Origin of the sequence: Vibrio mytili (genome assembly GCF_000830505.1) — a bacterium.
In the GTDB taxonomy this organism is placed as follows: Bacteria; Pseudomonadota; Gammaproteobacteria; order Enterobacterales; family Vibrionaceae; genus Vibrio; species Vibrio mytili.
The window spans coordinates 76,492-100,906 of record NZ_JXOK01000076.1 but is presented as its reverse complement, the minus strand read 5'-3'; the positions used below and the strand labels follow the sequence as shown (position 1 = coordinate 100,906).

Annotated in this window: 35 protein-coding genes and 2 pseudogenes; 33 read left to right on the top strand and 4 right to left on the bottom strand. The window is 45.6% G+C overall.

The window, feature by feature from the left end; translation table 11 throughout:
• The first annotated feature begins 381 nt into the window (after positions 1-381).
• The 28 genes and pseudogenes from rpsJ (at position 382) to rplQ (ending at position 14,064) form a co-directional block, all read left to right on the top strand.
• Positions 382-693, top strand: coding sequence for a 30S ribosomal protein S10 (gene rpsJ / locus SU60_RS18415; RefSeq protein WP_004410492.1), 312 nt, complete (start codon positions 382-384; stop codon positions 691-693).
• Between the two features lie 14 nt (positions 694-707).
• On the top strand, positions 708-1,337 hold the full coding sequence (gene rplC / locus SU60_RS18410; RefSeq protein ID WP_041156802.1) for a 50S ribosomal protein L3: 630 nt from the start codon (positions 708-710) through the stop codon (positions 1,335-1,337).
• Between the two features lie 17 nt (positions 1,338-1,354).
• Entirely contained in the window at positions 1,355-1,957 is a 603-nt protein-coding gene (gene rplD / locus SU60_RS18405; protein ID WP_041156801.1) for a 50S ribosomal protein L4, read from the top strand.
• The gene (gene rplW, locus SU60_RS18400; protein ID WP_004398471.1) at positions 1,954-2,256 is read left to right on the top strand and encodes a 50S ribosomal protein L23; all 303 of its coding nucleotides are present in this window, start codon (positions 1,954-1,956) and stop codon (positions 2,254-2,256) included. Before rplD ends, rplW begins: the two co-directional genes overlap by 4 nt.
• A 15-nt stretch (positions 2,257-2,271) precedes the next feature.
• A complete protein-coding gene (gene rplB / locus SU60_RS18395) occupies positions 2,272-3,096 on the top strand; it encodes a 50S ribosomal protein L2 (protein ID WP_041156800.1) in 825 nt (274 codons plus the stop codon).
• A gap of 20 nt (positions 3,097-3,116) precedes the next feature.
• On the top strand, positions 3,117-3,395 hold the full coding sequence (gene rpsS / locus SU60_RS18390; protein ID WP_041156799.1) for a 30S ribosomal protein S19: 279 nt from the start codon (positions 3,117-3,119) through the stop codon (positions 3,393-3,395).
• Between the two features lie 10 nt (positions 3,396-3,405).
• The gene (gene rplV, locus SU60_RS18385) at positions 3,406-3,738 is read left to right on the top strand and encodes a 50S ribosomal protein L22 (protein ID WP_041156798.1); all 333 of its coding nucleotides are present in this window, start codon (positions 3,406-3,408) and stop codon (positions 3,736-3,738) included.
• Positions 3,739-3,756: 18 nt separating this feature from the next.
• The gene (gene rpsC, locus SU60_RS18380) at positions 3,757-4,455 is read left to right on the top strand and encodes a 30S ribosomal protein S3 (RefSeq protein WP_041156797.1); all 699 of its coding nucleotides are present in this window, start codon (positions 3,757-3,759) and stop codon (positions 4,453-4,455) included.
• An 11-nt stretch (positions 4,456-4,466) separates the two neighbouring features.
• Positions 4,467-4,877: a 50S ribosomal protein L16 gene (gene rplP / locus SU60_RS18375; protein ID WP_005379577.1), complete on the top strand. Its 411-nt coding sequence runs from the start codon at positions 4,467-4,469 to the stop codon at positions 4,875-4,877.
• Entirely contained in the window at positions 4,877-5,068 is a 192-nt protein-coding gene (gene rpmC, locus SU60_RS18370) for a 50S ribosomal protein L29 (RefSeq protein ID WP_005379576.1), read from the top strand. Before rplP ends, rpmC begins: the two co-directional genes overlap by 1 nt.
• Entirely contained in the window at positions 5,068-5,322 is a 255-nt protein-coding gene (gene rpsQ / locus SU60_RS18365) for a 30S ribosomal protein S17 (RefSeq protein ID WP_041156796.1), read from the top strand. The genes rpmC and rpsQ overlap by 1 nt, the downstream gene beginning before the upstream one ends.
• Before the next feature lie 163 nt (positions 5,323-5,485).
• Entirely contained in the window at positions 5,486-5,857 is a 372-nt protein-coding gene (rplN, locus tag SU60_RS18360) for a 50S ribosomal protein L14 (RefSeq protein WP_004410450.1), read from the top strand.
• A 13-nt stretch (positions 5,858-5,870) separates the two neighbouring features.
• Positions 5,871-6,188, top strand: coding sequence for a 50S ribosomal protein L24 (gene rplX, locus SU60_RS18355; RefSeq protein ID WP_041156795.1), 318 nt, complete (start codon positions 5,871-5,873; stop codon positions 6,186-6,188).
• A gap of 47 nt (positions 6,189-6,235) precedes the next feature.
• Complete coding sequence (gene rplE / locus SU60_RS18350; protein ID WP_041156794.1) at positions 6,236-6,775, top strand: 50S ribosomal protein L5; 540 nt, start codon at positions 6,236-6,238, stop codon at positions 6,773-6,775.
• A gap of 17 nt (positions 6,776-6,792) precedes the next feature.
• Positions 6,793-7,098 carry a 30S ribosomal protein S14 gene (gene rpsN / locus SU60_RS18345; RefSeq protein WP_004410442.1) on the top strand — a complete coding sequence of 102 codons (306 nt, stop codon included), beginning with the start codon at positions 6,793-6,795 and terminating at the stop codon, positions 7,096-7,098.
• 29 nt (positions 7,099-7,127) lie between these two features.
• Complete coding sequence (gene rpsH / locus SU60_RS18340) at positions 7,128-7,520, top strand: 30S ribosomal protein S8 (protein ID WP_009707834.1); 393 nt, start codon at positions 7,128-7,130, stop codon at positions 7,518-7,520.
• A 13-nt stretch (positions 7,521-7,533) separates the two neighbouring features.
• Positions 7,534-8,067, top strand: a complete 534-nt coding sequence (gene rplF / locus SU60_RS18335; protein ID WP_041156793.1) for a 50S ribosomal protein L6 — start codon at positions 7,534-7,536, stop codon at positions 8,065-8,067.
• Positions 8,068-8,076: 9 nt separating this feature from the next.
• Entirely contained in the window at positions 8,077-8,430 is a 354-nt protein-coding gene (rplR, locus tag SU60_RS18330; RefSeq protein ID WP_005435088.1) for a 50S ribosomal protein L18, read from the top strand.
• A gap of 14 nt (positions 8,431-8,444) precedes the next feature.
• Positions 8,445-8,948, top strand: a complete 504-nt coding sequence (gene rpsE / locus SU60_RS18325) for a 30S ribosomal protein S5 (RefSeq protein WP_004745894.1) — start codon at positions 8,445-8,447, stop codon at positions 8,946-8,948.
• A gap of 7 nt (positions 8,949-8,955) precedes the next feature.
• Entirely contained in the window at positions 8,956-9,132 is a 177-nt protein-coding gene (gene rpmD, locus SU60_RS18320) for a 50S ribosomal protein L30 (protein ID WP_005379565.1), read from the top strand.
• Positions 9,133-9,137: 5 nt separating this feature from the next.
• Positions 9,138-9,572: a 50S ribosomal protein L15 gene (rplO, locus tag SU60_RS18315; protein ID WP_041156792.1), complete on the top strand. Its 435-nt coding sequence runs from the start codon at positions 9,138-9,140 to the stop codon at positions 9,570-9,572.
• A 20-nt stretch (positions 9,573-9,592) separates the two neighbouring features.
• On the top strand, positions 9,593-10,927 hold the full coding sequence (gene secY, locus SU60_RS18310; protein WP_041156791.1) for a preprotein translocase subunit SecY: 1,335 nt from the start codon (positions 9,593-9,595) through the stop codon (positions 10,925-10,927).
• A 38-nt stretch (positions 10,928-10,965) separates the two neighbouring features.
• Positions 10,966-11,079, top strand: a complete 114-nt coding sequence (gene rpmJ, locus SU60_RS18305) for a 50S ribosomal protein L36 (RefSeq protein WP_000868186.1) — start codon at positions 10,966-10,968, stop codon at positions 11,077-11,079.
• A 149-nt stretch (positions 11,080-11,228) separates the two neighbouring features.
• A pseudogene (gene rpsM, locus SU60_RS18300) lies at positions 11,229-11,584 on the top strand (30S ribosomal protein S13).
• An 18-nt stretch (positions 11,585-11,602) separates the two neighbouring features.
• Positions 11,603-11,992 carry a 30S ribosomal protein S11 gene (rpsK, locus tag SU60_RS18295; RefSeq protein ID WP_001118870.1) on the top strand — a complete coding sequence of 130 codons (390 nt, stop codon included), beginning with the start codon at positions 11,603-11,605 and terminating at the stop codon, positions 11,990-11,992.
• A gap of 27 nt (positions 11,993-12,019) precedes the next feature.
• Complete coding sequence (gene rpsD, locus SU60_RS18290; RefSeq protein WP_014230671.1) at positions 12,020-12,640, top strand: 30S ribosomal protein S4; 621 nt, start codon at positions 12,020-12,022, stop codon at positions 12,638-12,640.
• 24 nt (positions 12,641-12,664) lie between these two features.
• Positions 12,665-13,657 carry a DNA-directed RNA polymerase subunit alpha gene (locus SU60_RS18285; RefSeq protein ID WP_014230672.1) on the top strand — a complete coding sequence of 331 codons (993 nt, stop codon included), beginning with the start codon at positions 12,665-12,667 and terminating at the stop codon, positions 13,655-13,657.
• Between the two features lie 26 nt (positions 13,658-13,683).
• The gene (rplQ, locus tag SU60_RS18280) at positions 13,684-14,064 is read left to right on the top strand and encodes a 50S ribosomal protein L17 (protein ID WP_005383141.1); all 381 of its coding nucleotides are present in this window, start codon (positions 13,684-13,686) and stop codon (positions 14,062-14,064) included.
• Positions 14,065-14,156: 92 nt separating this feature from the next.
• Here the strand turns inward: rplQ and SU60_RS18275 are convergent.
• Positions 14,157-14,635 (bottom strand): annotated as a pseudogene (locus SU60_RS18275) (DUF2780 domain-containing protein).
• A gap of 440 nt (positions 14,636-15,075) precedes the next feature.
• Positions 15,076-15,696 carry a BamJ family beta-barrel-assembly machinery protein gene (gene bamJ, locus SU60_RS18270; RefSeq protein WP_041156790.1) on the bottom strand — a complete coding sequence of 207 codons (621 nt, stop codon included), beginning with the start codon at positions 15,694-15,696 and terminating at the stop codon, positions 15,076-15,078.
• Positions 15,697-15,940: 244 nt separating this feature from the next.
• Between bamJ and SU60_RS18265 the strand changes: the two genes are divergently transcribed.
• Entirely contained in the window at positions 15,941-16,555 is a 615-nt protein-coding gene (locus tag SU60_RS18265; protein ID WP_041156789.1) for a LysM-like peptidoglycan-binding domain-containing protein, read from the top strand.
• Positions 16,556-16,661: 106 nt separating this feature from the next.
• Here the strand turns inward: SU60_RS18265 and SU60_RS18260 are convergent, their stop codons facing one another.
• Positions 16,662-17,129 (bottom strand): GNAT family N-acetyltransferase, encoded by a 468-nt coding sequence (locus SU60_RS18260; RefSeq protein WP_041156788.1) that lies wholly within the window; start codon positions 17,127-17,129, stop codon positions 16,662-16,664.
• Positions 17,130-17,274: 145 nt separating this feature from the next.
• Between SU60_RS18260 and dbpA the strand changes: the two genes are divergently transcribed.
• Positions 17,275-18,654, top strand: a complete 1,380-nt coding sequence (gene dbpA, locus SU60_RS18255) for an ATP-dependent RNA helicase DbpA (protein ID WP_041156787.1) — start codon at positions 17,275-17,277, stop codon at positions 18,652-18,654.
• 214 nt (positions 18,655-18,868) lie between these two features.
• Here dbpA and cpdB read toward each other — a convergent pair whose 3' ends face one another.
• Complete coding sequence (gene cpdB, locus SU60_RS18250) at positions 18,869-20,830, bottom strand: 2',3'-cyclic-nucleotide 2'-phosphodiesterase (protein ID WP_041156786.1); 1,962 nt, start codon at positions 20,828-20,830, stop codon at positions 18,869-18,871.
• Between the two features lie 264 nt (positions 20,831-21,094).
• On the opposite strand from cpdB, the gene cobA reads away from it, so the two are divergent.
• The 3 genes from cobA to cysN are packed head-to-tail and all read left to right on the top strand — an operon-like array spanning position 21,095 to position 24,385.
• A complete protein-coding gene (gene cobA / locus SU60_RS18245) occupies positions 21,095-21,970 on the top strand; it encodes a uroporphyrinogen-III C-methyltransferase (RefSeq protein ID WP_052481563.1) in 876 nt (291 codons plus the stop codon).
• Between the two features lie 58 nt (positions 21,971-22,028).
• Positions 22,029-22,937 (top strand): sulfate adenylyltransferase subunit CysD, encoded by a 909-nt coding sequence (gene cysD / locus SU60_RS18240; RefSeq protein WP_041156784.1) that lies wholly within the window; start codon positions 22,029-22,031, stop codon positions 22,935-22,937.
• Positions 22,938-22,954: 17 nt separating this feature from the next.
• Positions 22,955-24,385 carry a sulfate adenylyltransferase subunit CysN gene (gene cysN / locus SU60_RS18235; protein WP_041156783.1) on the top strand — a complete coding sequence of 477 codons (1,431 nt, stop codon included), beginning with the start codon at positions 22,955-22,957 and terminating at the stop codon, positions 24,383-24,385.
• Positions 24,386-24,415 lie beyond the last annotated feature (30 nt).

The window sequence follows — 24,415 nt, the reverse complement described above, 5'->3', positions numbered from 1 at the left end:
TTATAGGCAGCTTGCGTGCCGGATAAATTCGATTATTTTTCATTCGGTGCTTGCAACCTAAAGTGTGATCTGTATAATGCAGCGCACTGGTTAAGCCAGTTGTGAACCAATGAGCAGTGAGGAGCGAGTAAATCTAAGGATTTACGAGGTAATGTATACTCAGCTTATGTTCGCGGTTAATACAATTAGCTATCTTTTCTTCGGAAAAACTATCCCCAGAGGTGACTCTGGTATGTAGGGATAGTTAATCGAAAATTAACTGACAATGCGTCCTAATCTTGGATGCTACGGTTTCACATAAATCAATCGGCATTCTCTCGTCTTGACGAGTTTGAGTGGCGATATTGTTTGTGTAATTTATTAAATTTGGAGCTCTGTCTCATGCAGAACCAACGTATCCGTATCCGCCTAAAAGCTTTCGATTACAAACTAATCGATGCTTCTACAGCGGAAATCGTTGAAACAGCTAAGCGCACTGGCGCACAGGTTCGTGGTCCAATCCCACTGCCAACTCGTAAAGAGCGTTTCACAGTTCTTATCTCTCCACACGTTAACAAGAAAGCTCGTGACCAGTACGAAATCCGTACTCACAAGCGTCTAATCGACATCGTTGAGCCAACAGACAAAACTGTTGATGCTCTAATGCGTCTAGACCTTGCTGCGGGCGTTGACGTTCAAATTAGCCTAGGTTAAGGGAGATTAGAAGTATGATTGGTCTAATCGGTCGTAAAGTGGGCATGACCCGCGTATTTACTGAAGACGGCGTTTCTATCCCAGTAACTGTTGTTGAGGTTGAAGCAAACCGCGTTTCTCAAGTGAAAACTCTTGAAACTGACGGTTACACAGCAATCCAGGTTACTGCTGGTTCTAAGAAAGCTAGCCGCGTAAACAAAGCTGAAGCAGGTCACTTTGCTAAAGCTGGTGTTGAAGCTGGCCGCGGTCTTTGGGAATTCCGTTTAGAAAACGGCGAAGAGTTCGAAGTTGGTTCAGAACTAACTGTTGAACTATTCAACGAAACTAAGAAAGTAGACGTTACTGGTACATCTAAGGGTAAAGGTTTCCAAGGCGCTGTTAAGCGTTGGAATTTCAGCACTCAAGATATGACACACGGTAACTCATTGTCTCACCGTGCTCCTGGTTCTATCGGTCAATGTCAGACTCCAGGTCGCGTATTTAAAGGCAAGAAAATGGCAGGTCACATGGGTGCAGAGCGTGTAACGACTCAAAACCTAGAGATCGTACGTGTTGACGCTGAGCGCAACCTGCTTCTTATTAAAGGTGCAGTCCCAGGCGCAACTGGCGGCAACGTGATCGTTAAACCAGCTGTTAAAGCATAACGTCTCAGGAGTAAGTAATGGAACTAATGGTTAAAGGTGCCGATGCACTAACTGTTTCCGAAACTACTTTCGGACGTGAGTTTAACGAAGCTCTTGTACACCAAGTAGTTGTTGCATTTGCAGCAGGTGCTCGTCAAGGTACTCGTGCTCAAAAAACACGTTCAGAAGTTTCTGGCGGTGGCGCTAAGCCATGGCGCCAAAAAGGTACTGGCCGTGCGCGTGCTGGTACAATTCGTAGCCCAATCTGGCGTTCAGGTGGTGTTACTTTTGCTGCGAAACCACAAGATCACAGCCAAAAAGTAAACAAAAAAATGTACCGTGGTGCTATGAAGAGCATTCTTTCTGAGCTAGTTCGTCAAGAGCGTCTAATCGTTGTTGATAACTTCTCAGTTGAAGCACCAAAAACTAAAGAGCTTGTAGCTAAGCTTAAAGAGCTTGAGCTAACAGACGCGCTTATCGTGACTAGCGAAGTAGATGAGAATCTATTCCTAGCTGCTCGTAACCTATACAAAGTTGACGCACGTGACGTTGCTGGTATCGACCCAGTTTCACTAATCGCGTTCGACAAAGTTGTAATGACTGCAGAAGCAGTTAAGCAAGTTGAGGAGATGCTAGCATGATCACTGAAGAGCGTATCCTAAAAGTTCTACGTGCACCGCACATCTCTGAAAAAGCAACTATGGCAGCTGAGAAAGCGAACACTATCGTTTTCAAAGTAGCTAAAGATGCAACTAAGAAAGAGATCAAAGCAGCTGTAGAAAAGCTATTTGAAGTTGAAGTTAAGTCTGTAAATACTCTTATCACTAAGGGTAAGACCAAACGTCAAGGTCTACGCCAAGGTCGCCGCAGCGACGTTAAGAAAGCGTACGTTACTTTGAAAGAAGGTCAAGATCTTGACTTCGTTGGCGGCGCGGAATAACAGGAGTAGTTAAGAATGGCTATTGTTAAATGTAAGCCGACTTCCCCTGGTCGTCGTCACGTTGTTAAAGTTGTTAACGCTGACCTACACAAGGGCAAGCCGTACGCTCCACTTCTAGAGAAAAACTCTAAGAACGGTGGTCGTAACAACAAAGGTCGTATCACAGTACGTCACATCGGCGGTGGTCACAAGCACCACTACCGTGTAGTTGACTTCAAACGTACAAAAGACGGTATCCCAGCGACAGTTGAGCGTCTTGAATACGATCCAAACCGTAGCGCAAACATTGCTCTAGTTCTTTACAAAGACGGTGAGCGTCGCTACATCCTAGCACCTAAAGGTGTTGTAGCTGGTGATGTTATTCAGTCTGGTGTTAACGCACCAATTAAAGCTGGTAACACTCTACCAATGCGTAATATCCCAGTAGGTTCAACAGTACATAACGTTGAACTTAAGCCTGGTAAAGGTGGTCAGCTAGCTCGTTCGGCTGGTGCTTACGCTCAAATCGTTGCTCGCGACGGTGCGTACGTAACTATCCGTCTACGTTCTGGCGAGATGCGCAAAGTTCTTTCTGAAGGCCGTGCAACAATCGGTGAAGTTGGTAACTCTGAGCACATGCTACGTGAACTAGGTAAAGCGGGTGCATCACGTCATCGCGGTATCCGTCCAACGGTTCGTGGTGTTGTAATGAACCCGATCGACCACCCACACGGTGGTGGTGAAGGCCGTACATCTGGTGGTCGTCACCCAGTATCTCCTTGGGGTATGCCAACTAAAGGCTTCAAGACCCGTAAGAACAAACGCACTGACAAGTACATCGTACGTCGTCGTAACAAGTAATCTATATAAGAGGATAAGCCATGCCACGTTCTCTCAAGAAAGGTCCATTTATTGACCTACACTTGCTGAAGAAGGTAGAGAAAGCGGTGGAAAGCGGAGACAAAAAGCCTATTAAGACTTGGTCCCGTCGCTCAATGATCATCCCTACGATGATCGGTTTGACCATCGCTGTCCATAATGGTCGTCAGCACGTACCAGTATTTGTAACTGATGAAATGATCGGTCACAAACTGGGTGAATTTGCACCTACACGCACTTACCGCGGCCATGTTGCGGATAAGAAAGCTAAGAAGCGCTAAGGAGTAGATAATGGAAGCAATTGCTAAACATAACTTTGCTCGCATTTCGCCTCAGAAAGCTCGCTTAGTTGCGGATCAAATCCGTGGTAAATCTGTTGACCAAGCTCTAGAAATCCTAACTTTCAGCAACAAAAAAGCTGCTGTATTAGTTAAGAAAGTTCTTGAGTCAGCTATCGCAAACGCGGAGCACAACGAAGGTGCAGATATCGACGATCTATCAGTCGCTAAAATCTTCGTAGATGAAGGCCCTACCATGAAGCGTATTATGCCTCGTGCTAAAGGTCGTGCGGATCGTATCTTGAAGCGTTCAAGCCACATCACTGTTGTTGTAGCAGACGCTTGAGACTAGGAGAGTAAGCAAATGGGTCAAAAAGTACATCCTAATGGTATTCGTCTAGGCATCGTTAAGCCTTGGAATGCTACATGGTTTGCTAACACCAAAGAGTTCGCTGACAACCTAGACGGCGACTTCAAGGTACGTCAGTTCTTAACTAAAGAACTGAAAAAAGCGTCTCTTTCACGCATCGTTATCGAGCGTCCTGCTAAGAGCATCCGTGTGACTATTCACACTGCTCGTCCAGGCGTAGTTATCGGTAAGAAAGGTGAAGACGTTGAAAAGCTACGCGCAGCTGTAGCGAAAATTGCAGGTGTACCAGCGCAAATTAACATCGCTGAAGTACGTAAGCCTGAGCTAGATGCGCAACTTGTTGGTGACAGCATCGCGTCTCAGCTAGAGCGTCGTGTTATGTTCCGTCGTGCTATGAAGCGCGCGGTACAAAACGCAATGCGTCTAGGTGCTAAAGGTATCAAAGTGGAAGTAAGCGGTCGTCTAGGCGGCGCTGAAATCGCACGTTCAGAGTGGTACCGTGAAGGTCGTGTGCCTCTACACACTCTACGTGCTGACATTGATTACGCAACTTCTTCGGCTCACACCCAATACGGTGTGATCGGCATTAAAACTTGGATCTTCAAAGGTGAGATCCTAGGTGGTATGCCGGCAGCTAACGCTGTTGAGCCAAAAGGCGATAAGCCTAAGAAGCAGCGCAAAGGCCGTAAGTAAGGAGTCGACAGATGCTACAACCTAAACGTACTAAGTTCCGTAAGGTTCAGACTGGTCGTAACCGTGGTCTAGCTAAAGGTACTGATGTAAGCTTCGGCGAATTCGGTCTTAAAGCTGTTGGCCGTGGTCGTCTAACTGCTCGTCAAATCGAAGCGGCACGTCGTGCAATGACACGTCACGTTAAGCGTCAAGGTAAAATCTGGATCCGTGTGTTCCCAGACAAACCAATCACAGAAAAACCACTTGAAGTTCGTCAAGGTAAGGGTAAAGGTAACGTTGAGTACTGGGTAGCCCAAATCCAACCTGGAAAGGTAATGTACGAAATGGGTGGTGTACCTGAAGAATTGGCACGTGAAGCGTTCCGTCTAGCGGCACGTAAACTGCCTTTCAAAACTACATTTGTAACTAAGCAGGTGATGTGATGAAAGCACAAGATCTACGCGAGAAAAGCGTTGAAGAGCTTAACGCTGAGCTAATGAATTTGCTACGTGAACAGTTCAACTTGCGCATGCAAGCTGCTACTGGTCAGCTACAGCAAACTCATACTCTGAAAGCTGTACGCCGTGATATCGCACGTGTGAAAACTGTTTTGACTGAGAAGGCAGGCGCATAATGAGCGAAGTAAAACGTACTCAACAAGGTCGTGTTGTTAGCGACAAGATGGACAAGTCTATCACTGTTGCAATCGAACGTTTCGTAAAACACCCAATTTACGGTAAGTTCGTGAAACGCACAACTAAAGTACACGCACATGACGAGAACAACGAGTGTGGCCTAGGCGACACAGTTGAAATCGCAGAGTGTCGTCCATTGTCTAAGACTAAGTCTTGGACTTTGGTAAAAGTTCTAGAAAAAGCGAAGATTTAATCTCGTTGGTTCTATGAAAAGCAAGCGGCTCCAAAAAATATTTTGGAGCCGTTTATTTTTTGACTACCCAATCACAAAAAAGGGTGGTACAATTCGCGTCCCTTTTAAAGAGGCAGCCCGACCCGTGATGGGTCTAGTTATTAATATTTAGCGGAGCACTAACATGATCCAAATGCAAAGTATGCTGGACGCAGCTGATAACTCAGGCGCACGCAGCGTAATGTGTATTAAGGTTCTGGGTGGCTCTCACCGCCGTTATGCACATATCGGTGACGTCATCAAAGTTACTGTCAAGGAAGCAATTCCTCGCGGTAAAGTTAAGAAAGGTGACGTTCTGAAGGCGGTGGTAGTGCGCACCCGTAAAGGCGTACGTCGTCCTGACGGTTCTGTCATTCGCTTCGACCGAAATGCTTGCGTATTGCTTAATGACAATACTGAGCAACCAATCGGTACACGTATCTTTGGTCCTGTGACACGCGAACTTCGTGGCGATAAGTTCATGAAGATCGTTTCACTGGCTCCAGAAGTTCTGTAAGGAGCACGTAGAAATGGCAGCTAAAATCCGTCGTAACGACGAAGTAATCGTTCTTGCTGGTAAAGATAAAGGCAAGAAAGGTAAAGTAACTAAGGTTCTAGCAACTGGTAAAGTTATCGTTGAAGGCATCAACCTTGTTAAAAAACACCAAAAGCCGGTTCCGGCTCTAGGTCAACAAGGTGGCATCGTTGAACAAGAAGCAGCTATTGATGTTTCTAACGTTGCAATCTTTAACGCAGCTACTGGTAAAGCTGACCGTATCGGTTTCCGTTTTGAAGACGGCAAGAAAGTTCGTTTCTTCAAGTCTAACGGCGAAACCGTTTCTAACTAATTCCTATTTCTTTCGAGAAATAGATAGAAGTAATTTGGAGTTCTACTATGGCGAAACTGCATGATTACTACAAGTCGTCTGTAGTCGCTGAACTGACCAAACAGTTCGGTTACACAAGCGTCATGCAAGTCCCTAGAATCGAGAAAATCACCCTTAACATGGGTGTTGGTGAAGCAATCAACGATAAGAAACTGCTAGAAAATGCAGCGTCTGATATGGCAACGATCTCTGGTCAAAAGCCACTTATCACAAAAGCGCGCAAATCTGTTGCAGGTTTCAAAATCCGTGAAGGCTACCCTATCGGTTGTAAAGTAACCTTGCGTGGCGAACGTATGTGGGATTTTCTTGAGCGTTTGATTAATATCGCTCTTCCACGTGTACGTGACTTCCGTGGCGTTAGCGCTAAGTCTTTTGACGGACGCGGTAACTACAGCATGGGCGTTCGCGAGCAAATCATCTTCCCGGAAGTCGACTTTGATAAAGTTGATCGAGTACGCGGTTTAGACATCACTGTAACGACGTCTGCTGGTACTGATGAGGAAGGCCGTGCTCTGCTGGCTGCCTTTAACTTCCCATTCCGTAAGTAAGGTGAAGGGTTACTGTTATGGCTAAAAATTCAATGAAAGCACGTGAAGCTAAACGTGCAAAGCTTGTAGCTAAGTTCGCTGAAAAGCGTGCGGCGCTAAAAGCTATCATCAGCGATGTAAACGCATCTGAAGAAGATCGTTGGAACGCAGTTCTAACACTGCAATCTCTTCCACGTGATTCAAGTGCATCTCGTCAGCGCAACCGTTGTAACCAAACTGGTCGTCCACACGGTTACCTACGTAAATTCGGTCTGAGCCGTATCAAAGTTCGTGAAGCTTGCATGAAAGGCGAGATTCCTGGACTTCGTAAGGCTAGCTGGTAATTGCCACTTAATCATTTGGAGTAAATCATATGAGCATGCAAGATCCGATTTCGGATATGCTGACCCGCGTTCGTAACGGTCAGGCAGCAAACAAAGTTGCTGTAAAAATGCCTTCTTCAAAGCTTAAAGTTGCAATTGCTGCACTACTAAAAGCTGAAGGTTACATCGTTGACTTCGCTGTTGAAGGCGAAGCAAAACCTGAGCTAGAAGTTACACTTAAGTACTTCCAAGCAAAACCAGTAATCGAGCAACTTAAACGTGTTTCTCGTCCAGGTCTACGTGTTTACAAGAAGAAAGATGACCTTCCTTCTGTAATGGGTGGTCTGGGTATTGCTATCGTTTCTACTTCCAAGGGTCTTATGTCAGACCGCGCTGCACGTAAAGCAGGTCTTGGTGGTGAAATCATCTGCTACGTAGCTTAATAAGGAGTAGACTATGTCTCGTGTTGCAAAAGCACCTGTCGCTATTCCAGCTGGCGTAGAGGTGAAACTAAACGGCCAAGAAATCACTGTAAAAGGTGCTAAGGGCGAACTAACTCGCGTTCTTAACAACGCTGTAGTTATCGCTCAGGAAGAAAACAACCTTACTTTCGGTCCTAAAGAAGGTGTTGATAACGCTTGGGCACAAGCAGGTACTGCTCGTGCACTAGTTAACAACATGGTTGTTGGTGTTACTGAAGGCTTTACTAAGAAGCTAACTCTTAAAGGTGTTGGTTACCGTGCTGCTATTAAAGGCAACGCTGTAGGTCTAACACTAGGCTTCTCTCACCCAGTTGAGCACGAGTTGCCAGCGGGTATTAAAGCCGAATGTCCAAGCCAAACTGAAATCGTGATCACTGGTGCTGACAAGCAACTAGTTGGTCAGGTTGCGGCTGACATTCGTTCTTACCGTCAGCCTGAGCCTTACAAAGGTAAAGGTGTTCGTTACGCAGATGAAAATGTGCGTACTAAAGAAGCTAAGAAGAAGTAAGGTAACACTATGGATAAGAAAGCATCTCGCATCCGTCGTGCTACACGCGCACGTCGTAAGATTGCAGAACTGGGTGCGACTCGCCTAGTTGTACACCGTACTCCTCGTCACGTGTACGCACAGGTTATCGCGGCTAACGGCTCTGAGGTTATCGCAGCAGCTTCTACTGTAGAAAAAGCGATCCGTGAGCAAGTGAAATACACTGGTAACGTTGATGCAGCAAAAGCAGTAGGTAAAGCTGTTGCTGAGCGCGCTCTTGAGAAGGGCGTAACTGCAGTTGCATTTGATCGTTCTGGTTTCCAATACCACGGTCGAGTAGCGGCGCTAGCAGAATCTGCTCGCGAAGCTGGTCTGAAATTCTAAGGTAGGGTTGGAAGATGGCTAAAGAACAACAAGTTCAAGCGAATGATTTGCAAGAAAAATTAATCGCAGTTAACCGTGTTTCTAAAACGGTTAAAGGTGGTCGAATCATGAGCTTCACTGCACTAACAGTTGTTGGTGACGGTAATGGTCGTGTAGGTTTCGGTTACGGCAAAGCTCGTGAAGTACCTGCAGCGATTCAAAAAGCAATGGAAAAAGCGCGTCGTAACATGACTACGATCGCTCTAAACGAAGGCACTCTTCACCACCCAGTGAAAGGTCGCCACTCGGGCTCTAAAGTTTACATGCAGCCTGCAGCAGAAGGTACTGGTGTTATCGCAGGTGGTGCGATGCGTGCGGTACTAGAAGTTGCTGGTGTACACAACGTACTATCTAAAGCATACGGTTCTACGAACCCTATCAACATCGTTCGTGCAACGATCGATGCACTAGGTAGCATGAAGTCACCAGAAATGGTTGCTGCTAAACGTGGTCTAACTGTTGAATCTATTTCGGAGTAAGAACACCATGGCAACTATTAAAGTAACTCAAACTAAAAGCTCAATTGGTCGTCTACCTAAGCACAAAGCTACTTTGCGTGGTCTAGGTCTTCGTAAAATCAACCACACAGTAGAACTTGAAGATACACCGTGTATTCGCGGTATGATCAACAAGGTTTACTACATGGTTAAAGTTGAGGAGTAATCAGAATGCGTTTGAATACTCTAGCACCGGCTGCTGGCGCGAAAACTTCTGCGAAGCGAGTAGGTCGTGGTATCGGTTCAGGCCTAGGTAAAACTGGTGGCCGTGGTCACAAAGGTCAAAAATCACGTTCTGGCGGCAGTGTTCGTCCAGGTTTCGAAGGCGGTCAGATGCCTCTGAAACAACGTCTACCAAAATTCGGTTTCACTTCTCGTAAGAGCCTAGTGTCTGCTGAAGTTCGTCTAGCTGAGCTAGCGAAAGTTTCTGGTGACGTAGTTGATCTAAACAGTCTTAAAGCTGCTAACGTTATCACTAAGAACATCGAATTTGTAAAAGTTGTTCTTTCTGGTGAAATTAACAAAGCTGTGACTGTTAAAGGTCTACGTGTGACTAAAGGCGCTAAAGCTGCAATCGAAGCTGCAGGCGGTAAAATCGAGGAATAATCTCGAGGAACGAGGTACAGATGGCTAAGAAACCAGGACAAGATTTTCGTAGTGCTCAGAGCGGCTTAAGTGAACTAAAGTCGCGCTTATTATTCGTAATTGGTGCACTTTTAGTATTCCGAGCAGGCTCTTTTGTGCCGATTCCTGGTATTGACGCTGCTGTACTTGCCGATTTGTTCGACCAGCAAAAAGGTACCATCGTTGAAATGTTTAACATGTTCTCCGGTGGTGCTCTTGAGCGTGCATCTATATTAGCATTGGGCATCATGCCGTATATTTCGGCATCTATTGTTGTCCAATTGCTGACTGTAGTTCATCCAGCGTTAGCTGAACTCAAAAAAGAGGGTGAAGCAGGCCGTCGTAAGATAAGCCAATATACACGCTACGGCACGCTTGTACTTGCAACATTCCAGGCTATAGGTATTGCAACAGGCTTACCAAACATGGTCGATAATCTGGTTGTTATCAACCAAACCATGTTTACGCTAATTGCTACCGTAAGTTTAGTAACCGGCACCATGTTCCTAATGTGGTTAGGTGAACAAATTACAGAGCGTGGAATTGGTAACGGTATTTCGTTGCTAATTTTTGCAGGTATTGTTGCTGGATTGCCTTCTGCAATCGGTCAAACAATCGAGCAAGCGCGTCAAGGTGAATTGCATGTACTTCTTCTGTTGTTGATTGCGGTACTATCTTTTGCAGTTATTTACTTCGTTGTTTTCATGGAGCGTGGTCAACGTCGAATCGTTGTAAACTACGCGAAGCGTCAACAAGGACGTAAAGTGTTTGCTGCACAAAGTTCTCACTTGCCACTTAAGATTAATATGGCAGGTGTAATACCAGCAATTTTTGCATCAAGCATTATCCTGTTCCCAGGAACACTGGCTCAGTGGTTTGGTCAGAACGGTGAGAGCAGCGCGTTCGGTTGGTTAACTGACGTGTCTTTGGCTCTTAGCCCAGGTCAACCGCTGTATGTAATGCTTTATGCAGCAGCAATTATCTTCTTCTGCTTTTTCTACACGGCGTTGGTTTTCAACCCGCGTGAAACAGCAGATAATTTGAAGAAGTCCGGTGCATTCGTACCCGGTATCCGCCCAGGTGAGCAGACAGCGAAATACATAGATAAAGTGATGACACGTCTTACCCTAGCAGGTGCACTGTACATTACCTTTATCTGTCTGATTCCCGAGTTCATGATGGTCGCGTGGAACGTACGTTTCTACTTCGGCGGTACATCACTACTTATCGTAGTGGTTGTAATTATGGACTTTATGGCACAGGTACAGACTCATCTGATGTCTCAACAGTATGATTCTGTGTTGAAGAAAGCGAATCTGAAAGGCTACGGCCGTTAATCCGGCGGTAGACTCAGTTTCATTTACGGAGTTTAGCAATGAAAGTTCGTGCTTCCGTTAAAAAAATCTGCCGTAACTGTAAAGTAATCAAGCGTAACGGTGTCGTTCGCGTGATTTGCAGTGAGCCAAAGCATAAACAACGCCAAGGCTAATTAGCAGAAATTTTTACTTGAAAATGAAGGATAGGTCGAGTATATTCCTCGGCCTACCTTTTGCGTGCAAAAGAAGTAGTATTCCGCAGCGTATCCATAACGGGCTTTGCTGCGGCTAATTCTTTTATAGAAACACTTAGGAGTGAATAATGGCCCGTATAGCAGGCATTAACATTCCTGATCAAAAACATGCTGTAATCGCACTAACTGCGATCTTCGGCATCGGTAAAACTCGCTCTCAAGCTATCCTAGCTGAAGTGGGCATTGCTGAAAATGTTAAGATCAGTGAACTAACTGAAGAGCAGATCGATCAACTGCGTGATGGTGTAGCTAAGTACACTGTAGAAGGTGATCTACGTCGTGAAGTTTCCATGAACATCAAGCGTCTTATGGACCTTGGCTGTTACCGTGGTCTTCGTCATCGTCGCAGTCTACCACTACGTGGACAGCGTACTAAAACCAACGCTCGCACCCGTAAGGTCCGCGTAAGCCGATCAAGAAATAATCGGGAAGGTAGAGTACAATGGCTAAACAACCAACTCGCGCTCGTAAGCGCGTACGCAAGCAAGTTGCAGATGGCGTTGCGCACATCCATGCTTCTTTCAATAACACAATCGTAACCATTACTGACCGTCAAGGTAACGCTCTTGCATGGGCTACTGCAGGTGGTTCTGGTTTCCGTGGTTCTCGTAAGTCTACTCCGTTCGCTGCACAGGTTGCTGCTGAACGTTGTGCAGAAATGGCTAAAGAATACGGCCTAAAGAACTTGGAAGTTATGGTTAAGGGTCCTGGTCCAGGTCGCGAATCTACTGTTCGTGCACTAAACGCCGCTGGTTTCCGTATCACAAACATTGTTGATGCTACACCAATCCCTCATAACGGTTGTCGTCCACCTAAGAAACGTCGCGTATAACGTTTCTAGGACAATTGGAGAAGAATCATGGCAAGATATTTGGGTCCTAAGCTGAAGCTTAGCCGTCGCGAAGGCACTGACTTGTTCCTTAAGTCTGGTGTTCGCGCGATCGATACCAAGTGTAAAATTGATAACGCACCAGGTGTACACGGCGCTCGTCGCGGTCGTCTATCTGAGTATGGCGTTCAGCTTCGTGAGAAGCAAAAAGTTCGTCGTATGTACGGCGTTCTAGAAAAACAATTCCGTAACTACTACAAAGAAGCTGCTCGCCTTAAAGGCAACACTGGTGAAAACCTGCTTCAGCTTCTTGAAGGTCGTCTTGATAACGTAGTTTACCGCATGGGCTTTGGCGCAACTCGCGCAGAAGCACGTCAGCTAGTTAGCCACAAAGCTATCCTAGTAAACGGTAAAGTTGTAAACGTTCCTTCTTTCAAAGTAGCGGCTAATGACGTTGTTTCTATCCGCGAGAAAGCTAAACAGCAATCTCGTATTAAAGCAGCTCTAGAAGTTGCAGAACAACGTGAAAAACCAACTTGGATTGAAGTCGATGGTGGCAAGATGGAAGGTACATTCAAGCGTATGCCTGAACGTTCAGATCTATCAGCTGACATCAACGAACAATTGATCGTCGAGCTTTACTCTAAGTAAGGTTTAAACTAAAGAGAGGACACAATGCAGGGTTCTGTAACAGAATTTCTTAAGCCACGTCTAGTTGACATCGAACAAATCAGCTCGACTCACGCAAAAGTAACTCTTGAGCCATTAGAGCGTGGCTTTGGTCATACTCTGGGTAATGCACTTCGCCGCATTCTTCTATCTTCTATGCCTGGTTGTGCAGTCACAGAAGTAGAGATTGAAGGTGTACTTCACGAGTACAGCACTAAAGAAGGTGTACAAGAAGATATTCTTGAAATCCTTCTAAACCTTAAAGGTTTGGCTGTGCGTGTCGCTGAAGGCAAAGATGAAGTGTTCATTACTTTGAACAAATCAGGCTCGGGCCCTGTGGTTGCAGGTGACATCACCCATGATGGTGATGTAGAGATCGCTAACCCTGAACACGTTATTTGTCACCTAACGGATGACAACGCTGAAATCGCAATGCGTATTAAAGTAGAACGTGGTCGTGGTTACATTCCAGCTTCTGCGCGTATCCATACTGAAGAAGATGAGCGTCCAATCGGTCGCCTACTAGTAGATGCTACTTACAGCCCAGTAGACAAAATTGCCTACGCTGTAGAAGCAGCTCGTGTAGAACAACGCACCGATCTAGACAAGCTTGTTATCGATATGGAAACAAACGGTACTCTAGAACCTGAGGAAGCTATCCGTCGTGCAGCTACTATTTTAGCTGAACAATTGGATGCGTTCGTAGATCTTCGTGATGTACGTGTTCCTGAGGAGAAGGAAGAGAAGCCAGAATTCGATCCGATCCTACTGCGTCCTGTAGACGATCTTGAACTAACAGTTCGCTCTGCTAACTGTCTGAAAGCAGAAGCGATTCACTACATCGGTGATCTAGTACAACGCACTGAGGTTGAGCTACTTAAAACGCCTAACCTTGGTAAAAAATCTCTTACTGAGATTAAAGACGTACTTGCGTCACGTGGTCTTTCTCTGGGCATGCGCTTAGAAAACTGGCCACCTGCATCAATCGCTGAAGATTAATCGATACTAGTTAGAAGGATTAGGTCATGCGCCATCGTAAGAGTGGTCGTCAACTCAACCGCAACAGCTCACATCGCAAAGCGATGTTCAGCAACATGGCTAGCTCTCTAGTACGTCATGAAGTTATCAAGACTACTTTGCCAAAAGCAAAAGAGCTACGTCGCGTAGTTGAGCCTTTGATTACACTAGCTAAGACTGACAGTGTTGCTAACCGTCGTCTAGCATTTGCACGTACTCGTGACAACGAAGTAGTTGCAAAACTATTTAACGAACTAGGTCCACGTTTTGCTGCTCGTCAGGGCGGTTACACTCGTATCCTAAAAGCTGGCTTCCGTGCTGGTGATAAAGCTCCAATGGCTTACATTGAGCTTGTTGATCGCCCAGCTGCTGAAGAAGCTGCTGAGTAATCAGTTCGTAAGAACGAAAAAGCCGAGCATTAGCTCGGCTTTTTTGTATCTGTAATATAGATGAAGAGCACTTCTTCAATATTTCTCAGTCATCAATCTGCAGTTGTCCACAAACCTCCGAGTGAGTTTAACAATCCATCACTTGCCCCTTGCTCTCCTAGATATTGAATAATCACTGGTGCGAACTGAGCTATCATGGCCGGTCTATCCCTAATTGGTCAAATGCACTTTGCACCCCACTTAGGCTATCGACACTGCCTAATAAGCCTTGTGCATCACCTAGACTCGATAGACCTGGGATGAGTGATTCTAACTCGTTGCTATTTTCTGCAGAGAGTTGGCTTTGCGCCATTGCCAATAATGCACTACTGCCACCGGCTGCTTGCTCTGTCGATACCGGAAGTTTGCTCGTTAGTACATTCGTCAACGGCGAAGATTCCATTGCCAAGCTTTCACCGACCATATCCATTAATCCGCTCTCATTTGCTTTATCGGTTACAGAGTCAAGAAAGGCGTGGGCGTTGCCGATATTCATCGATAGCAACGCGAGAGCTAGGAGTGTTTTACGCATAGTACCTCCAATGGTTGAGCGTATTTTATGTTATACCAAAGCCAGCGTTATTTTTGTGGTGAACGATCTGGAGCTGGTATTCGTTTTAATTCTATACCAATAGTAGTGGCTCGTCGGTGTTTGTTGCGAAGATACATCAATAAGTTTGTTAAGAAATTGACAACTAAAACAGAGAGCTACTGTTTATACCTACCTTATGAAGTAAGTGGTTAGAACCTACTTCAAAACGGAAGTCGCTTAGAGCAAGGTCTAGATTGCAGCAACGAGTTATTCGAATTACAAAATCTATAACGCCGCTATCAGTGATTTTAACTAATAGGAATGATTCAATACTTATGTAGATTGGGATTAGTTGTCTTGATATTACGGAGCCAGTCCAGCAAGCATAAAAAAAGCGTCGCAGGTGCGACGCTTTATCAATCGAAATGAACGGTCATTTCTTATAGGATATCAAGTAGTTCTACTTCGAATACCAATGCTGCGAATGGTGGGATAGCAGCGCCAGCGCCACGCTCACCGTAGGCAAGATCTTGTGGTACGTAAAGTTTCCACTTAGAACCAACAGGCATTAGTTGCAGTGCTTCAACCCAGCCTTTGATTACGCCAGTTACCGGGAACTCAGCAGGTTGACCACGAGATACTGAGCTATCAAATACCGTACCGTCTGTTAGCTGACCGTGGTAGTGAACACGTACAGAACTTTCTGAAGTTGGTACTTCACCTGTACCTTCAGAAACAACTTCGTATTGAAGGCCTGATTCAAGAACCGTTACTTCTGGACGTAGTGCGTTATCTTTTAGAAATGCGTCGCCTTCTGCTGCCGCTACTTTAGCCGCTTCTTGACGAGCCGCTTCCGCGCGAGTGTGAATCTCTTGCAGTGCTGCGTTGATCTCATCAATTTCGATAGCTGGCATATCACCAGTGAGTGCTGTAGCAATACCCGCCGCGATAGCATCGACGCTTAGGCCTTCTAGACCAGAACCAGCAAGTTGTTGACCCATTTGCAGGCCAATGCCGTAGCTTGCTTTTTGTTCTGCAGTTTCAAATTTAATTTCAGACATGAATGTCGCTCTTATTAGGAGTGTTTGAAGGCACAGGATATCAGTTTCGCGCTTAGGTTTAAATGATTGAGCGTAATTGTGTCCTGTGAGCATGGGTGTAACCATTGATGGTGTGACTTATCTCTTACTCCAAGTGAATTTTCTGCTAATTTCACTTAAATACCATTTTAGTTTGGTGAAAAACATATACTCTCCGCGCTGGTATTTTTATACTGGCAGTAGAAGTATTAAGGGGCTCATTACAATGAATCGTCGCAGAAAGAAAAAGCAGCAAGTTGATTATGTAGAATTGGCTAAGCAAAAGTTCGCTGCTATCAACTGGAAGCAGCCGTTCAGCAAAAGTCAGTGGTTGGCGCGTATCAAACCGGTCACACTGTTTTGGCAGCGCTTGCCTAAATTTCATCAGCGCGTGCTGATGGTGCTTGTTCCCTTGTTTCTATTGCTTTTTGTCATACCTATGCCGCAGACAACGGAAGGGAGTAGGACCGAAGAACTTGCTGAACAGAGTCCTCAGGCAGATCATCAAAGAGTCGCTATTGAGTTAAACACCCAAAGTTTAAGTCAGCAAAGGACATCGCAAAACTCAGGTCCGAAATCTGAAAGCTGGAAGGAATACCAAGTGAAAAATGGGGATACGCTTGCGCAAGTTTTCCGAAATAACCAGCTTTCCATGGCAGATCTGAGTGCGTTGGTCAAAATCGAAGGCAGCGATAAGCCATTAAGTCACATCAAGCAGGGACAGCTCATTCGTTTCAAGTTTTCTGAAGATGGGCAGCTAGATATGTTGCAGTTAGATAAAAGCGATCACTCGGTGATGTTTTTTCGTCTATCGGATGGTACGTTTGGTCGCAATAAATAGCGGCGCGCTAAGCCAGTTACTTAAGCTGTGACAGTGATTTAGAAGAAAGACGCGCATGTACCGCGTCTTTTTTATTTGTTTTGGTCAATTGTTTTATCAACAGGGACTAATTTGTATTTGTGGTGGGCTCTCTGCGCATGTCGATGTGGGGTATACCATCTTCAAGATAACTATCAGAAATAGCATCAAATCCGTGGCGAGCGTAATATTGAGCAAGGTGCTGCTGTGCTCCAATATCGATGGTTTGACCTGGCCATAACGTTTCACAGTGTAGCAGTGCTTGTTCGAGCAGTTGGTGACCTAGGCCGCCTCCACGTGCCGTTTTTTTCGTGATTACGCGACCGATACTGACATTTTCGTAGCTTATTCCCGCAGCGAGTAAACGTGCGCAGGCTACCAACTCTTCGTCGCGATAGCCTAGTAGATGATAAACACCTTCAAGTGTATCTTTGCCGTCAAGCTCTGGATAGGGACAGGTTTGCTCTACGACAAAAACATCAACCCGCAATCGCATTAGCTCGTACAATTGATGTGTTGTCAGTTGAGAAAAAGGTAAAGCGATCCAGGTGAGCATGAGTACAATTCCGTTATTTGAGTCGAGTGATTGATTTTACTTGGTTTTCGATTAATGCTCATTAGCAATGTTGAATTTTAACTGGCGTTTCTGGCAAATCAGTCGATAATGTCCGATCTCATTCATCCCTCCTGAGGATACATCTGTGACCAAACCAACCTTTGACCAAGTTGAGCTAAACCCTGCGCTATTAGCGACGCTTGAATCTCTCAATTACACCCATATGACGCCAATTCAAGCATTGAGTTTGCCTGCCATTCTTAAGCAGCGTGATGTGATTGGACAAGGGAAAACGGGGTCTGGTAAAACTGCCGCATTTGGCCTTGGGGTATTATCCAACCTAGATGTGAAGCGTTTTAGAGTCCAGTCATTGGTTTTGTGTCCTACTCGCGAGTTAGCCGATCAAGTTGCGAAAGAAATTCGTACCTTAGGGCGTGCTATTCACAATATTAAGGTGCTTACCCTGTGTGGTGGGATGCCGATGGGGCCTCAAATTGGCTCACTGGAGCATGGCGCACACATCTTAGTCGGAACACCTGGTCGTATTTTGGATCATCTTGAGAAAGGCAGAATCAATCTTAACGAACTGAACACCTTGGTGCTGGATGAAGCAGATAGGATGCTGGACATGGGCTTCCAAGATGCACTAGATGCAATTATCGATGCCGCGCCCAAGCAGCGACAAACGTTGCTATTCAGCGCGACTTTCCCTGAGAAAATCGAACACATTGCGCAGCGTATTATGCAGAAACCGGAAGTGATAAAGGTGGAGTCGACGCATGATACATCAAGCATTGCTCAGCACTTTTATAAAGTTGAAGGCTCTGAAGCACGCGATGAGGCTCTAGCTAACTTGTTACTTACTCATCAGCCAGAATCCGCGGTGGTTTTCTGTAATACCAAAAAAGAGGTTCAGAGCGTCGCTGATGAACTGCATCACAAAGGGTTTAGCGTGATTGATATTCACGGAGACCTTGAACAGCGTGAACGCGACCAAGCACTGGTTCAGTTTGCTAACAAGAGTGTTTCCATCCTGGTCGCAACAGACGTAGCGGCACGTGGTCTGGACGTAGACAACCTCGACGCGGTATTTAACTTTGAGCTGTCTCGTGATCCAGAAGTCCACGTACACCGTATCGGTCGTACTGGCCGTGCAGGCAGTAAAGGATTGGCATTCAGCTTCTTTGGTGAAAAAGACGGCCTGCGTGTTGCTCGCATTGAAGAATACTTAGAGATGGATATCGTGCCAGCCACGTTGCCAACGAAGTCAAATCAGCAGCCATACCAGGCAAAAATGGTGACGATCAATATTGATGGCGGCAAGAAACAAAAAGTTCGCCCAGGCGATATTTTAGGTTGTTTGACTGGAAAAAATGGTATTCCAGGCTCGCAAGTCGGCAAGATTCATTTGTTCCCAATGCGCGCTTATGTCGCGGTTGAGAAGTCTGCTGCCAAAAAAGCCCTACAAACCATCAGTAATGGTAAGATGAAAGGGCGTCAGTTCCGCGCGAGGATTTTGAAATAGGTGTACTGAAAGGTCCTAGGTTATAAACAGAGGTCCTAGGTTAAAGGTCCTAGGCCCTAGGGGATCGCGCTGTAACCACTGTGTGAAACGTATCATTTATATTTGTTGTTTTGGATTACGGAGCGCTTCGCTTACAGATTAAGGAAGGTCCGTATTCCGTATTCCCAATCTTTTCCTAGGACCCTAAAACCTAGGATCCTAGGACCTTTCTCTCTTATCTATTCAAATTAATCTGATAAACAGCAAAACCCACGTCATCCGTTGCGACATGTTTCATCGGGTATTGTGCTTTGTCTTTGATGAACTGCGCGGCTTTGTCACTTGGTGATGTTTCAAAGCGAATATCCAGCGGTTTGTCTGACTTTATCGGTGCAAACGACCAGTTATTGTCGGCGCTTGGCGTTACTTCCCCTTTTTCTTCACTCACGCGAGAAATATACGCCGCAAGTACAGAGCGGTTTTCATCTGGTGCGTCGAACGCAATGAAGTCGGGTCCTGTCCCCGGGAAGGTATTGCTGTAAGCGCGGTAGTTGTTAGTCGCAATGATGAAGTCCTGCTTTGGATCGACAGGCTTACCGTTAAACGTTAAGTTTACAATACGTTTGGAATCGGGATTAATCACCTTACAGCCAGCGTCGTATTTTGGCGGTTGAGTCACATCGATTTGGTAGTTGACCCCATCAATCACATCGAAGTTGTAGGTACGGAAGTTATCCCAGTCAATCAGGAATTGCGGCTCAGTGCTATTGACGTCAATTTGATTAAATTGACCAGCGCTGCATTCAAGCCATTCACGGACTTGTTTACCTTGTACTTTTAAAGCGACCAGCGTATTCGGATATAAGTACAGATCTGCCGCGTTACGGAAGGTTAATTGCCCGGATTCTACTTCAGTAAAGTTACTCGGATCGTTCTTACGTCCACCGGCTTTAAACGGTGCCGCAGCGCTGAGTACGGGGATGTCAGCTAAATCTGGGTCCCCTTGAATAAAACGTTCTACATAATCTTTTTGAGCTAGGTTGACGATCTGAATGGTTGGATCGTCTTGGACTAAGGCTAAAAAGCTGTACATCACATCGTTTGCTTTGCCTATCGGCTGGTTGACGAATTCTCGTGTTGCGTTATGGTCATGCTCTAGCGCCTTGACGATACCTTGGTCTGCTTTAGCCAATGGCTGACCATTGGTTTTATCAAAAATTGGTCTGGCTTCTGACTGGCCGTCAACCACCTGCCATTTCCCTTCGGTTTGCTCAAGTGTCAGATCCATCACGCCCACGTGGCTACCCCAACGCCCTGGCATCACTGCAGTGACGCCATTGATGGTGCCCTTATCGTTATCGATACCTTGAAGGGTAGCAAAGTCTTTGCCTGGGAAAACGGCGTGAGCATGGCCAAATGCAATAGCATCAATACCTTTCACATCGGTCAGGTAGTAAACCGAATTTTCCGCACCGAGTTTGTACGGAACGGTAGAAATACCCGAGTGAGGAATAGCAATGATCACGTCTGCTCCATCGCTTTTCATTTGCGGAACGAGTTTCTCAGCCATTTGCTTGATGTCTTTCGCGAACACATTACCTTCTAGATTTTTCTTATCCCAAACCATGATTTGTGGCGGGACAAAACCAATATAACCAACCTTGATCGGATGGCTCTGACCGTCGGTATCCTTAAAGGTATGGGTTTTGATCAGGTAGGGCTTGAAGTAGTGCTTACCGGTTTTTTGATCAAAAACATTGGCATTAATGTAAGGGAAGTTGGCACCGTTAATGGCTTTGTGCAAGAAGTCCAAGCCGTAGTTAAATTCGTGATTACCGATATTGCCGACGTCGTAATTGAGTTGATTCATTGCTTTATAAGCTGGATGTATCTCACCCGCTTTGAGGCCTTTTGCCGCCATGTAATCACCCATAGGGCTGCCCTGAATTAAATCTCCGTTATCCACCAACACACTGTTTTCTACTTCTGATTTTGCCTGTTTAACTAAGGTTGCGGCGCGGGTTAGGCCAATTTTCTGTGAAGGAAGATCTTTGTAGTAATCGTAATCCATCAAGTTGGTATGGATGTCGGTGGTTTCGATGATGCGAAGTTTGATGGTATCGGCCATCGCTGGACCAGCAAGGGTCAACATACCGCTTAAGACTGCGACGGAAATAGGATTCACGGCGGTTTTCATGTAGTGCTCCAATTGATTGGTATATCGAGAGATGTAACAAAGGGTAGTGCAAATCTATGATTAAGATGCAAAAAAATGTGACTTGACCTAATTCTACGCAATGCTTTTGTTATGAAACATCGACGTATTCACGCTTTTGAATGAGACCAAACAAAAACTTCTTAGCAGATTTTTGAATAAAAAATGAAATTTTAGAATTTCAGGTAATATGAGCACCCCGCCATAATGCCATCTTAACGATATCTATGGATGATGAGTAAACACATGGCAGCGAAAGATTCAGTGACTTCTTTTCCCCCGCAAAAGCCTCGTTTGGTTGCCGATAATACGGCGATTGAAACGACGAGGTTTGCAAAGCGATCGCTTCAACCTGGCGAAGTGGCGTTAATTGGTGCGGGTCCCGGTGATCCTGAACTTTTGACCGTCAAAGCGCTTAACTGTCTGCAGCAAGCGGATGTGGTGTTATACGACTACTTGGTTTCAGAAGAAATCATGGCGTTGATCCCAAGCGATACAATTTTGGTGTGTGTCGGTAAACGGGCTGGTCACCATAGCGTGCCGCAAGAAAAAACCAATCAGTTGTTGATTGATTTCGCTAAGCAGGGCCACCGAGTTGTTCGAGTCAAAGGCGGCGATCCTTTTGTGTTTGGTCGTGGTGGCGAAGAATTAGAAGTACTGGCGGATGGCGGGGTACGTTTTCAGGTCGTCCCAGGAATTACTGCCGCTGCGGGCGCGACCGCTTATGCTGGAATCCCATTGACTCATCGTGATTATGCACAATCCGCCATCTTTGTTACTGGTCACTTGAAAGAAGAAAGTGATGAGATGGATTGGTCAACCCTTGCCCGTGGAAATCAAACTTTAGTGATCTACATGGGCTTGATGAAATCACACTATATTCAGAATCAACTCATTAAACACGGTAGATCAGCTGCAACTCCAATTGCGATTATTGAACGTGGCACCCAAATTCAGCAAAAAGTATTTAAGGGAAATTTATCCCAACTATCTGATTTATCTAAAGATGCTCAATCACCTTCTTTGATCGTGGTAGGGGAAGTTGTACAGTTGTCTCAAAAGTTGGACTGGTTTTTGTCTAGTACTGAATTCAACAAAAGTGCTATTGCTCACTCCATATAATATCAGTCCAAAGATTAGAGACGTAAAGCAGCCTTAAGCTTAAAAGGAAATACAAAACATGGACCAACAACGTTTAACTCATCTTAAACAACTCGAAGCGGAGAGTATTCATATTATCCGTGAAGTTGCAGCTGAGTTTGATAACCCAGTCATGATGTATTCGATTGGTAAAGATTCATCAGTGATGCTGCATCTTGCGCGTAAAGCGTTTTATCCAGGAAAAATCCCATTCCCTCTTTTACACGTCGACACAGACTGGAAATTCCGCGAGATGATTGAATTTCGTGACCGCACAGCAGAAAAGTACGGTTTTGAGCTGTTAGTGCATAAGAACCCTGAAGGGATTGCCATGGGATGTAGCCCATTTGTTCACGGCTCATCGAAGCACACCGACATCATGAAGACTCAAGGCTTGAAGCAAGCTCTGAATAAGTATGGTTTCGATGCTGCGTTCGGTGGTGCTCGTCGCGACGAAGAAAAATCACGTGCGAAAGAGCGTGTCTATTCCTTCCGTGACAAAAACCACACTTGGGATCCGAAAAACCAACGTCCGGAGCTCTGGAAAACCTATAACGGCCAGGTGAACAAAGGTGAAAGTATTCGTGTTTTCCCTCTATCAAACTGGACTGAGTTAGATATCTGGCAATACATCTACCTAGAAAACATCGAGATCGTACCTCTATACCTGTCAGAAGTGCGTCCGGTAGTCGATCGTGACGGCATGTTGATCATGGTAGATGACGATCGTATGGAGCTTCAACCTGGTGAAGTGATTGAAGAGAAAAGTGTTCGCTTCCGTACCCTTGGTTGTTATCCACTAACAGGTGCGATTGAGTCAGAAGCCAATACTTTGCCGGGCATTATTGAAGAGATGCTAGTGGCAACCTCAAGTGAGCGTCAAGGCCGTGCGATCGACCACGATCAGTCAGGATCGATGGAGCTCAAGAAACGTCAAGGTTACTTCTAAGGATCTAAGGAAAGATAATGAACAGTGCAGTTGAAGCTCAATTAGCCGAGCTTGGTATCGAAGGCTATTTAACACAACACCAGTACAAGTCGTTACTTAGATTTCTGACTTGTGGTTCCGTTGATGATGGTAAGAGTACCCTGATCGGGCGCTTACTCCATGACTCAAAACAAATTTATGAAGATCAGTTAGCGGCCGTTCACTCAGACAGCCAGCGCTCAGGTACCACTGGTGAAAGACCAGACTTGGCGTTGTTGGTTGATGGCTTGCAAGCGGAACGTGAACAGGGCATCACCATTGATGTGGCTTACCGTTACTTCTCGACACAGAAACGTAAGTTCATCATTGCGGATACTCCTGGACATGAGCAGTACACACGTAATATGGCAACGGGTGCCTCTACGTGTGATCTTGCGGTTATTCTTGTGGATGCACGTAAAGGTATTCTCGATCAGACTCGACGTCACTCTTTCATTTCAAACCTATTAGGTTTGAAGCACTTTGTCGTGGCGATCAACAAGATGGACTTGGTGGATTACTCGCAAGAGCGTTTCGAAGAAATTCGTCAAGCGTACCTAGATTTTGCAGAGAACTTGACGGGCGATATTGATATTCAAATCATCCCAATTTCTGCTCTGGAAGGTGATAATGTCGTCGATAAAGGCACAAACCTCGATTGGTTTGAAGGCCCGTCATTGCTTGAGTTGTTAGAAACCGTCGATGTCGATCAAGACAAAGGCACGGGTGAGTTCCGCTTCCCTGTGCAGTACGTCAACCGTCCTAACCTCGATTTTCGTGGCTTCGCTGGCACGATTTCATCGGGTACGGTGAAAGTAGGCGATACGGTTAAAGCGCTACCTTCTGGTAAAACGTCGACAGTGGCTCGCATTGTCACTTTTGATGGAGACTTAGAAGAAGCGAGTACTGGTTTAGCCGTGACGCTGACGCTCAATGATGAAATTGACATCAGCCGCGGTGATTTGATTGTCGTTGAGAGCGATCAAGTCGAAAGCACTAACCACTTATTGGCTGATGTTGTTTGGATGACAGAGCAGCCATTGCAGCCAGGACGTGATTACGATATTAAAATCGCGGGTAAGAAAACGGTTGGTCATGTCGAATCGATTCGTCACCAGTACGATATCAACAACCTATCAACCCACAGCGCCGCTGAATTACCACTTAATGGTATTGGTTTGTGTGAGTGGTCTCTGAATGAGTCTGTCGCTATTGATAACTACCAAGACTGCGCAGATACCGGTGGCTTCATCATTATCGACCGCCTGACGAATGTGACCGTGGGTGCGGGGATGGTGAAAGAAAGTCTAGCAGAAGTCGAACGTGATTTAACGGGCATTTCTGCATTTGAACTGGAGCTAAACGCACTGGTTCGCAAACACTTCCCACACTGGGAAGCGAAAGATCTAAACCAATTACTGAAAAAGTAAATGGTTTGCCTGACTGAGCTGCGAAATACA